9 protein-coding genes are annotated in these 10,758 nt (G+C 49.2%); 8 read left to right on the plus strand and 1 reads right to left on the minus strand.

The genetic code is table 11. The features are described 5' to 3' along the window. Positions 1-10: 10 nt before the first annotated feature. Positions 11-2,329: an IMS domain-containing protein gene (locus QUB24_RS28380; protein WP_333156949.1), complete on the minus strand. Its 2,319-nt coding sequence runs from the start codon at positions 2,327-2,329 to the stop codon at positions 11-13. 447 nt (positions 2,330-2,776) lie between these two features. Here QUB24_RS28380 and pdhA point away from each other — a divergent pair, with 447 nt between their 5' ends. The 8 genes from pdhA (at position 2,777) to QUB24_RS28420 (ending at position 10,327) form a co-directional block, all read left to right on the plus strand. Then, entirely contained in the window at positions 2,777-3,814 is a 1,038-nt protein-coding gene (pdhA, locus tag QUB24_RS28385; protein WP_333156950.1) for a pyruvate dehydrogenase (acetyl-transferring) E1 component subunit alpha, read from the plus strand. A 243-nt stretch (positions 3,815-4,057) separates the two neighbouring features. Beyond that, entirely contained in the window at positions 4,058-4,510 is a 453-nt protein-coding gene (locus QUB24_RS28390; RefSeq protein WP_333156951.1) for a retroviral-like aspartic protease family protein, read from the plus strand. 1,028 nt (positions 4,511-5,538) lie between these two features. After that, the gene (rpmI, locus tag QUB24_RS28395) at positions 5,539-5,736 is read left to right on the plus strand and encodes a 50S ribosomal protein L35 (protein WP_006634164.1); all 198 of its coding nucleotides are present in this window, start codon (positions 5,539-5,541) and stop codon (positions 5,734-5,736) included. A 19-nt stretch (positions 5,737-5,755) separates the two neighbouring features. Next, a complete protein-coding gene (rplT, locus tag QUB24_RS28400) occupies positions 5,756-6,112 on the plus strand; it encodes a 50S ribosomal protein L20 (RefSeq protein WP_006634165.1) in 357 nt (118 codons plus the stop codon). Positions 6,113-6,384: 272 nt separating this feature from the next. Continuing rightward, a complete protein-coding gene (locus QUB24_RS28405; RefSeq protein WP_333156952.1) occupies positions 6,385-6,915 on the plus strand; it encodes a tetratricopeptide repeat protein in 531 nt (176 codons plus the stop codon). 237 nt (positions 6,916-7,152) lie between these two features. Beyond that, a complete protein-coding gene (locus tag QUB24_RS28410; protein ID WP_333156954.1) occupies positions 7,153-7,530 on the plus strand; it encodes a response regulator in 378 nt (125 codons plus the stop codon). Then, the gene (locus QUB24_RS28415) at positions 7,527-8,135 is read left to right on the plus strand and encodes a chemotaxis protein CheC (protein ID WP_333053716.1); all 609 of its coding nucleotides are present in this window, start codon (positions 7,527-7,529) and stop codon (positions 8,133-8,135) included. Before QUB24_RS28410 ends, QUB24_RS28415 begins: the two co-directional genes overlap by 4 nt. After that, on the plus strand, positions 8,132-10,327 hold the full coding sequence (locus QUB24_RS28420; RefSeq protein WP_333156956.1) for a diguanylate cyclase domain-containing protein: 2,196 nt from the start codon (positions 8,132-8,134) through the stop codon (positions 10,325-10,327). Before QUB24_RS28415 ends, QUB24_RS28420 begins: the two co-directional genes overlap by 4 nt. Positions 10,328-10,758: the final 431 nt, after the last annotated feature.

Below are 10,758 nucleotides of genomic sequence, written 5' to 3' on the forward strand. Positions count from 1 at the left end.
GAACAATTCCTTACTTAATCACTTGCCAATCCATAATCCGCCACTGTCCCTCTTGACGGATCAAGTCGTAGCGCACCCGCAGGTTTTCGTTGCGCGAAGAAACGAGTTGAGAACGATCGAACACTTCGGCTTTTTCCGCGACTTGGGCTTCTACTTGGGCGCGATCGGGATTAGTCGGATTCGTCTTAACTCCATTAACTTCCAGCTTGTGTACATAACGCTGGTGCGCGTTGTTTCGCTGTTGAGCTTCTGCCATCAATTGCCAGCGAGACAAAGCCGGTTCTGTCAGAACTTGCTTTAATTCTTCGACAGCGTGATTGGGGCCCAAAGCCGCTGCTTTTGCCGATAGCCAGCCTTGAACTAAGTCTCTTGCTGATTCCTCAGTGATTTCTCCCGACACTGCGCCTGCAGCGCGAGGCTCTGGGGCCGCGGCCAAGGCAGGGATTTCTAGGGGCGGTTCTTCGAGGCGGACGAGGGCTTGCTCTCCTTGGAGGGGGCCCGATAGGGCTTGCATCGCGCTAGCCAACAGACTGAGTATTAACCACAGGAGTAACAGGCTCAGGACACCTGCGACTAGAAACAAAGCCAGCCTGTTTGGAGGCATGGACTTGACTTGGGCGGTAATTTCTGCTGTCTTGGTGCGCGCTCGATCGACCAAATCGCCCTTTAGCCCCTTGCCGCTTGCTCCGCTGCGCCCTGAATGTTGGCGTCTGCGATGTTTGGAAGTCGATTCAGCAGGGTGTGGCACTGTCGCTATCGGGATAGACACGGGGGCAACAGCGCTAGGCGCGGCCACCGTTGCCTGGGATTTCGCGCCCGAAGCTGCGGTAGAAGCGTCGCCCGGTACGGGGGTCAAGGTGACGGTACTGGCTCCCTGCTTGGCTGTGGGTGGCTGTGCGGGTATGGCAGCGGGCGATCGGCCTGCTGTCGGTTGCAGTCGCCCTGGGAGCTTGCCGGCGCGGGGCTGCACGACGACCCATTCGTTGGCGGTTTCTGCGTCTTGTGGCAAAGCTTCTAGGTAAGCTTGTACTTTCGGGTCGGCAAAGTAGTCTTTCAAGGACACTGACTCGTTGGCCAAGTCGCGGAAGTGGGGAAACACTTCTTCTTGTAGCCAGTGTTCGGCGTACAAGCACAGTCCGGGCAACAAGTCGGGTGAATCTTGGGAATGTTCGCGAATGAAGGCCAGGGGTTCTTTTTCCGAACTGAGTTCGAGGGCTCTGCTGGCTTCTTCTGTCTGGCCCAGCAGCAGGGAACAGACGGCTTTTTCCAGGTGAACGTCTTGGCGGCGACCGAGCTGCATCAGCATCAGCTTGGCGCGACGGATCATCGATGGCTGTCTGGCGGCAAATCCTTGGGCTAACAGGGTGTAGACCGAGAGGTAAGTGGCGACTGCGGAGGGGCGGCCGGCTTCGGCTTCAAATAGCGCCTGCTGCTCGCTGCTGGTTAGGTGTTTACGCATTTGCTGCACGAACCGGAGGAAGTCTTCTATTCCTAAACCCGATCGATCGTCTCCCGATCCGTCGATACCGCCTCGTTCTTGAAGCATTTCTCGCAGGATTTGCAGTCCCTTGCGACGCTCGGCGACTTTTTCTTCGGGGAGTGATAATAGCTCTAAAATGTTGTACGGACGGAGTTTGTATATGTCGGCTTGCATTTCACCCCTCACGCTTGCAAATAGGCTTTCGCGCAGCAGCAATTCTTGACCTGCTTCTAACGATCTTGCGGCATTTTCGTACTGACCTTGCTGCCACTGTTCGCGGCCGAGTTCTAGACAGGCAAGGCTGACAGTTAAAACTATATCTGGCCTCACGAGCTGAGGGTCGCCGAAACGACCTTCTGCGATCGCGATGCTGCCATTGTTAAGATACGGGCGACCCAGCTTCTGTACGAGTTCGTATTCCCCCAGTTCTTGCAGTATGAGCAGGGCTCCTACGAATTGGTTGTCATCGATTTCAATACTTGGAGTGTGGGGGTCGGGAGCAGCCTCTAAAGCCTTGGACTCTGCCGGAGCGGTTTCTCCTGCGTCTTGCAGGAAGGTGGCCGTGCCTGCTGAGGTTTTTGACCTCTGGTGCTTGGCTTCCTGTGCGGCTTCCGACTCTCGATCGTAAGTTTTGGCTAAAAAACTGGCATCGTAAGCTTTGCGCCCCTCTGAGTCTGACAGAACGGCGCAGGCTTCATCGAGCAGTTGTTTGCGGGCGACGATCGCAACTTCGGAATACTCCCTGCGCGGAAGCTGTAAAGTTCGATCGCGGTGAGCCTGCTGCAACTGTTCGGCAGTAGCTTGAATCGGTAGACCCAAAATCCGGTAGTAATCTAGTGGAATTAACACTGTCCACTTCCCCAAAGCGCTAGCAACTGAATTAGCCTATCTTAAGTGACATACTCCCGCAAACCAAATCAAAAATTCTGGTGTTGGCTTCCAACCGCCCCATTCACGGTATGTTGGACTTGCCGTAGAGATCCTCTGATTTTTTTCCCTCTACAGCGTTTTACAGTGAGCAAAAGGGAAAGCCCCACTGCCCGTCAGCTAAATGAGTTGTGTGACTTGCAGAGCATTTTCGGGTTTGAGAGTAATGGAATTATATCATTCGTGTGCATGGGGTTTAGATGGGAGTTGGTTCTCCGAGTCCCGGCAATCCGCCCCGCCTGCCCTACTCATTTTAACAATTGGTGAAGTGCTGCACAGAAAAGGTGCGATCGTTTTCTGCTGCGGTTGTGTCCCATCTGGGTTTAAATTTAGATGTCTAGGAAGCCGATCGTCGGGTATTAATTATTTATGGTTCAGGAACGGAATTTACCAGTTTTTGACGCGCAAAGCGTAAACATTTCTCGGGATGAGGGCTTAATGCTCTACGAGGATATGGTCTTGGGGCGCTACTTTGAGGACAAGTGTGCTGAGATGTACTACCGGGGCAAAATGTTTGGTTTTGTCCACTTGTACAACGGTCAGGAAGCAGTCTCTACTGGCGTGATTCGATCGATGCGCCGGGATGACACTGATTACGTCAGCAGCACCTACCGCGATCACGTTCACGCTTTGAGCGCGGGCGTCCCGGCGCGGGAGGTAATGGCGGAGTTGTTCGGGAAGGAAACTGGTTGCTCGAAAGGCCGCGGCGGTTCGATGCACATGTTTTCGGCCGAACACCGACTATTGGGGGGCTATGCTTTTGTGGCTGAGGGGATTCCTGTAGCTACGGGGGCGGCGTTTCAATCGAAGTACCGCCGCGAAGCTTTGGGGGATGAAAGTTCCGATGGCGTGACAGCTTGTTTTTTTGGCGATGGTGCTGCAAATAACGGGCAGTTTTTTGAGTGTTTGAACATGGCGGCTTTGTGGAAGTTGCCGATTATTTATGTTGTGGAAAACAACAAATGGGCGATCGGGATGGCCCACGAGCGAGCTACTTCTGACCCGCTGATTTACAAAAAAGCTCATGCTTTTGGCATGGCTGGTTTTGAGGTTGACGGGATGGATGTTTTGGCGGTGCGGGAAGTCGCGAAGGAAGCTGTGGCGCGGGCGCGAGCCGGCGAGGGGCCGACTTTGATTGAGGCTTTGACTTATCGCTTTCGCGGCCATTCTTTGGCCGATCCTGATGAGTTGCGTTCTAAGGAAGAGAAGGAATATTGGTTCCCCCGCGATCCGATTAAGAAGTTGGCTGCTGATTTGATCGATCGAACTTTGGCAACTGCTGAAGAATTGAAAGAGATCGATAATAAAATTCAAGCAGTAATTGACGATGCAGTGGATTTTGCTGAGAAAAGCGCCGAACCAGATCCTAGCGAATTGTATCGGTTTATCTATGCAGAAGATGAGTAAGCTTTTGTGCATTTAACTTGTATGTTTAGGGCGGGCAGGATGCCCAACCCCTACTCCCCACAAGAGTGATAGATCCCCGTAGGGACAGGGCGAAAGCCTTTGTCCCTACTGCACTTCCTCAACCTGCAATACGCTGTAAGACTTACGTACAAACTCTACTTGTAGGGTGTGCACTGCGAATCTTACTACCATAAATTGGGGCTAGAATCAAAGGTAGACTTTATAGACGAAAAGAGAGGCGATATGATAAATCTCGATCGCGATCTAACTCAAGCCAGCAAAAATATGGGTGCAGTTCGAGTCAAAGTCAAGCTAACGAATGCCATTGATGAAGCCTTAGTGAGTCGAGGAGTGCTCAATCCAAATCTGTTGCGCGTGTACGAAGCAGAAGCACTGATAGATAGTGGCGCAGTCAGAACTGCGTTACCTGCGGATGTAGTAGAGCAGCTCGGTTTAAGAATTCGGAGTCAGGAAATAGCAAAATATGCTGATGGCAGACAAGAAAGAGTAGGATTGACTGAACCTGTTATCATTGAAATAGAAGGGCGCGAGACAATTGAGGCGGCAATGGTTTTAGGCGATATGGTGCTAATCGGTCAAACTGTGTTAGAAACTTTAGATTTGCTGGTAGATTGCAAAAATCAGCGTCTAGTTCCCAATCCCGAAAATCCCGAAAGGCCTGTATTGAGAGTTTAATACTCAATCCAGCTTAAATACCTCCTTGATTTATTATGTTCGAGTGCCGCGATCGACATGCGGTCAGGATTTTTAATCAGCACAAATTCAACGGTTTACGCAGGCTTGTAGCTGTAGAGCCATTCTTGAAACTCATATTGATTCATTTGCGACTGCTTCATCATTTCGCGGAATGTTGTTTCGCTGTCTGGCTTGTAGGATCGTTCACCCTGATGGGCACACGAACCGAAAGCATCCAGGATACCCGCCACGTGATTCATTCCGAAAGCAGACTCAGGACCGGTGAAATAAAAAACCTGTATCCGATGAAACTTGCCGAACGTATTTATCTCGCGCAAGTCAATGCTTCAATTCTTTAATCTAAAATCTAAAATCTAAAATCGATTGACACAACCTATTAACTAACAATGCAGCCACTCAAAGAGCGAACCCCCCAGAAAAGAAGAAAAAACAGAGCATGAAAAACTGCTGACGTAAACCCCTGATCCACATTTACGAAAAAAACACGGGAGGCGGAAAGCGAGCGTATCTTCAGATCACAGATGCAAGCGACACGGGGTTTCAACCGCCTTGAACCTTTCTTAGTATTTCTTAATTAAATAGCTAAAATATACCGTGTTATATAAACATATAAGTCAGTTATAAAAATCGTATTAAATTGTTTGATCACTGATGGTAGTTAGTAATGATTAAACTCAAAAGTTTAATATGTGGCTGCAAAGTCCGTCACTAAACTTATGGTTTAATTATTGCGAAACAAATCGACCGAAAAAGGTACGCCTCGGCTCGCCGGAACCTGTGGAATTAAATCTTTTTGAGATTGAATTTCATGAACGCTTAATGATACCGCAACTGGGGTATAACATTCTATACTAGGTGTTAACTACAGCAAACTACCGCAAGATTACCCGATCGCCCATCCTGTATATCGCCGCAAATGCAGCGCCACCCCCAACCCGCAAATCTCCCTTGCAGAAAGTAGCACAAACGTGATACGGTATAAGCTTGTGTCCAAATAACACCAGTTCATGCCAAAACTCAAAACTCGCAAAGCAGCCGCAAAGCGCTTTAGAGCGACCGGCAGCGGTAAAATTGTGCGCCGTAAAGCTTACAAAAGCCACTTGCTACAGCACAAAAGTTCAGCTCGCAAAAGCCGTCTATCTAAGCTGGTCGTCATCGACGAGACCAACGATGCTAACGTGCGGTTAATGCTTCCATACTTGTAAAGTTTAACGGAAATTAAAGATGACACGGGTAAAACGCGGTAATGTCGCCAGAGCGCGCCGCAAAAAAATTCTCAAATTAGCCAAGGGTTTCCGAGGCGCACAGTCGAAACAGTTCCGCACAGCTAACCAACGGGTGATGCAGGCCCTGCGTAACGGTTATCGCGATCGCAAAAAACGCAAACGCGATTTCCGCCGCCTGTGGATTGCTCGGATCAATGCCGCATCGCGCCAGCACGGCACGAGCTACAGCAGACTGATCGGCAACATGAAAAAAGCCAACATCGAAATCAACCGCAAAATGCTGGCACAAATGGCGATCATTGACCCGGCAACATTCGGTAAAGTCGTGGAAATGGCTAATCGAGCCGGAGCCTGAAAGTTCCCTTGATTTTCAGAATGCACAAAGCAGAAGTAAGAAAGATTTAACTGTCTGCCAGAGAAGGAAAACTCCTGATGAATTTAGGAGGTTGAGACCAACTTTCCTTCTTTGTTCTTACTTCTGGACTCTTGCTTTTTCAGAAATCGCGATCGGGCCGGTCGATCGCTATTTCCTTGTTTTTTATACAGTTGCAGAGGCAAATCTCAGAGATTGCTAGCGCCTTAAAATAAATAAAACCTTCCACAGACATACCTAAATTTAAGAAAAACATGGATAGTAATTTGCTCATTATTTACTTGTCAGTCCTGCTCGCTATACTCGGCAGCACTTCCTGGTTTGTGGTGCGCCAGATTCTCAAAACTCGGAAGCTGGAAATGTCTCTGGAACGCTTAGAAAATAAGCTGACGGTAGAAAAAGGAACAGCACAGGAATACTACGAATTAGGAAGTATCTATCTAGATAAGAAGCTTTACTCCCAGGCGATCGTACTGTTTCAAAAAGCCCTGAAAGCGAAAGACTTAGAAGGCGAAGAAAATCAAGCTGTTATATACAACGCCCTCGGTTTTGCACACTTCGGCCAAGAACAGTACGACATCGCGATCCGCCAGTACAAAGAAGCCCTGAAGTTGCAGCCAGAATACGTTACATCTCTCAACAACCTGGGTCACGCCTACGAGCGCAAGAAATTAACAGCTCAAGCCTTGGAAATGTACGAACAAGCTCTCGCCTGCGATCCAGACAATACCACGGCCAAACAGCGAGTAGAGTCCCTTCGGAAGCGTTTGGTAATCTATAATTGAGCGCCCCTGTTAGGAGCAATAGAGATCCCGCAAACCTGGTTTCATTCAGAAACCGGGTTTTTTCTTCACATAGTCCAAGATACTAAACTATCCAACACATTAATGCGTTAGTTTTTAAGAACAGGAATTCCGAGTGAAGCTCGATCACACACCGTCCCAGCACTTTAAATTACTGTCAAGATAAAACCAGTACCTGCAACGCCGGTCAGTCCTAAACAATAGAAGGAGGAGAACGTAGTGACATCAATTCTCGTTGTCGAAGATTCGTGGTTGACTCGCAGGGTAATCTGCAAAATCCTGCGAGCAGAAGGATACGAGACTTGGGAAGCATCCAGCGGCCCAGAAGCTCTAGAACTGCTCGGCACTAAAACCCCAAACTGTATGCTCTTAGACCTGCTGATGCCAGAAATGGAAGGTCGGGAAGTCCTGCAAGCCATGCGCGATCGAGGATATAAAATTCCAGTGATCGTAATTACCGCAGACATCCAAGCAAGCACCCGCTCCGAGTGCATGGCACTCGGAGCCCTGGCAGTCATTCACAAAATGCCCAACTCAGACGAACTAATCGGGTGGATCAAAAAAGCTCTCAGTGTCAGCGAGGAGAGCGCACAATGAAATTAAGCACTCGACAGCTCGATGCTTTGCAGGAACTCGTCAACATCGGGATCGGTCAAGCCGCAGGGGTTTTGAACGACATGATCGACTCCCCGATTCGCTTGCAAATTCCCTACCTTCAGATTCTGACTCCCATCGACGTGGCAGAAGAGTTAGAGCAACACCTCAACGGCGAGCAAATCGCCGCTGTCCAGCTCAAATTCACAGGCTCCTTTGGAGGCATTGCCCAGCTAGTCTTTCCCACCAACAGCGCTGCCCTGCTGGTGACAATGCTTACAGGGGAAGAAGCTGGAACTCAGGATCTCGATTCAGTCAAAATTGGTACGCTAAGTGAAGTGGGAAATATTGTAATTAATGGGGTCATGGGTGCAATCAGCAACGTACTTCAGCAGCGCCTGAACTATTCAATTCCCACTTATAGCGAAGGGACGATTGCTAGTTTGCTGATATCTGGCGGTTTAGCTACTGATACAGTTGTTTTATTAGCCCAGACCAGTTTCATGATTGAAAGGCTTCACATTGAAGGAGATATCATTCTTATTTTCAATGTTAATTCCTTTGACACCTTGTTGACTGCTATCAATCAACTTGCCGGGGGTCTATGATTGAGGAGAGCAAAAGTATTAAGGAAAAGTTTGGGGTTCTCGACAGCGTACCAGTCGGCGCCTGCTTGCTGCAAGATGATTTTGTGGTGCTGTTTTGGAACACTTGTCTGGAAGAGTGGACGAAAATTCCCCGCAGCCAAATATTGGGAACAAAGATCACAACCCATTTTCCTCACCTGAGTCAGTTAAAGTACGCCACTCGCTTCAAGCAAATCTTTGCAGGAGGCCCGCCAACAATTTTTTCTTCTCAAATTCACAAACACCTGATTCCGGCAACTTGGCAAGACGGCCAGCAGCGAATTCAGCAAACTACTGTGACTGCTGTGCCGGCCCTAGAGGCTGGCATAGAAGAACAGGAGATTAGAGACTGGATTCTCCATACTCTTGAGTTGGAATCAGAGGGTACTGTCGGAGTCGGATCATCAAGAAGTGCTTTTTTGTCTAGCGAATCTCCACCCTCAGCTTCGTCATCAATATGGCCGGGGGTCAATGCCCCATCGTTCTACGCGCTGCTGGTGATTCAAGACGTGACTGACCTTACCCACCGCATCCAAGCTTACCGCACAATGCGGGATCAAGCTTTGGAAGAAGTGCAAGTGCGCCAGCGGGTGGAGGAAGAATTGCGATCGAGCCAGCATTTCATCCAGCAAATTGCTGACGCGGCGCCTTATTTACTCTACATCTACGATTTGACCGAACAGCGCAACGTCTACGTCAACGGTCAAGCTTCTAAATTGCTGGGCTACACTCCCCAAGAAATTTTACAGATGCAAACTGCTTTGTACTCGAGTTTGGTGTACCCAGAAGATTTGCCGAGGCTCAAAGCCCACCAGAAAAAATTTCCCTCGACTCAAGACGGGCATATTTTGGAGTTGGAATATCGGCTCAAACATCGATCGGGCGAATGGCGCTGGTTTCGCTGCCGCGACCAAGTTTTCGCCCGCACAGCCGACGGCTGCCCCAAACAAATTTTCGGCACCGCTCAAGATATCACCGAGTACAAACGGGCACAAGAGGCGCTGCGGCAGCAGAACGAACGAGAACTGCTGATGGCGACGATTACTCAGCATATCCGCCAGTCTCTGGATTTGGGTGAAGTGCTCAGCACGACAGTGACAGAAGTGCGTCAGTTCCTTCAGGCTGATCGAGTGATGATTGTCCGCTTCAACCCCTGTACCGGCAGTCTCTGCGCCGCCCCGGCGACGGGGGCGGTAACAGTGGAATCTGTAGCTGCCAACTGCAAGCCGATGTTGGGGGAAACCCTGGAAAAGTTCTGTTTTGACCAGTTCTATCTCGAAGCGTACCAACATCGAGCGATCCGACCGATCGCCGATGTTTTGGCAGCGGATTTGCCACAATATCAAATTGACTTGCTCGCACAATTCGCGGTGAGAGCTTATTTGGTTGTGCCTTTAGTGCAAGGAGAGGAGTTGTGGGGGCTGCTGATGGCCCACCAGTGCAGTCCCCGGCAGTGGATGCCGTTGGAAGTAGAGTTGCTGTCTTCTCTGGCCACCCAGTTGGCGATCGCCATCAAGCAAGCAGAACTCTACCAGCAGTTGCAAGCAGCCAACCTCAAGTTAGAGCGCTTGGCTACTTCGGACGCACTCACCCAGCTAGCAAACCGCCGACGGTTCGATCAGTATTTAGAAATAGAGTGGCGCAGACAAGCCAGGGAACAAACGCCCATGTCCTTAATTTTGTGCGATATTGATTCTTTTAAAAGTTACAACGATACTTACGGGCATCAAGGCGGAGACGAATGTTTGCGACAAGTCGCCGGGGCGATCGCCAATGCAGTCAATCGCCCCGCCGATTTAGTAGCTCGCTACGGAGGTGAAGAATTTGCCGTTATTTTGCCAAATACCTCGATTCAAGGCGCAGTGCTCGTAGCCCAACACATACAGCTCAAAATCGCAGCTTTGCAGATTCCGCACGCTGGTTCTCAGGTGAGCGAGTACGTCACTCTCAGCCTGGGCGTAGCGAGTATTGTTCCTGGATCTGAATCGGGAGCCGAAATTCTGATTGCCGCAGCCGACCAAGCCCTGTATCAAGCTAAACGACTTGGGCGCGATCGTATCCAACTTTACCAGCCCGATCCTGCTGCTGGCAAGCCGAATGGCACAGGCACTTCGATACTTCCTGTAGATTTTTCTATACCCAATACTAATTTACCCTCACCGACTAGCGCTTGACGAATTGCAATATTTGTTGATTCCGAGTAGTTATACCACTCCACAAAAAAATGCCACTGTAAGCCCGTGAGCCAAACCCTGATATCCCTCTTCTGTCACTCTGCGGATTAAAGAAGTAAGAAATAAGCCAGCTCATATATAAAAATAAAAGGGTTGGAATTGATTTATTGGATCAATTAAATCGTTGAACCCAATCAATAAATTAGGATTTAGAAATATTTGTAATCAAGGATAAATCAACCCAAATATAAGGATGGGTTGGATAAGCTATTGTGCAGTTAAACAGTGATACAATAATTCCCCTTGTTTGTATTTTCTAGTCTCCACTTAATAATTAAGTCTCCTTCATTTAAGCTGGGGGGGTGACAAAGAGGTTTAGGAGATAGACCGAATAAGGGTTGCAGCCCGTATACCCTGTTGATAAAAGCGAC

The organism is Microcoleus sp. B9-D4 (assembly GCF_036705105.1).
GTDB lineage: Bacteria > Cyanobacteriota > Cyanobacteriia > Cyanobacteriales > Microcoleaceae > Microcoleus.

Coding starts and splice junctions, on each gene's coding strand:
- QUB24_RS28390 (WP_333156951.1), top strand. CDS start 4,058: ATGATAAATCTCGATCGCGATCTAACTCAAGCCAGCAAAAATATGGGT.
- QUB24_RS28405 (WP_333156952.1), top strand. CDS start 6,385: ATGGATAGTAATTTGCTCATTATTTACTTGTCAGTCCTGCTCGCTATA.
- QUB24_RS28415 (WP_333053716.1), top strand. CDS start 7,527: ATGAAATTAAGCACTCGACAGCTCGATGCTTTGCAGGAACTCGTCAAC.
- QUB24_RS28420 (WP_333156956.1), top strand. CDS start 8,132: ATGATTGAGGAGAGCAAAAGTATTAAGGAAAAGTTTGGGGTTCTCGAC.
- rplT (WP_006634165.1), top strand. CDS start 5,756: ATGACACGGGTAAAACGCGGTAATGTCGCCAGAGCGCGCCGCAAAAAA.
- pdhA (WP_333156950.1), top strand. CDS start 2,777: ATGGTTCAGGAACGGAATTTACCAGTTTTTGACGCGCAAAGCGTAAAC.
- rpmI (WP_006634164.1), top strand. CDS start 5,539: ATGCCAAAACTCAAAACTCGCAAAGCAGCCGCAAAGCGCTTTAGAGCG.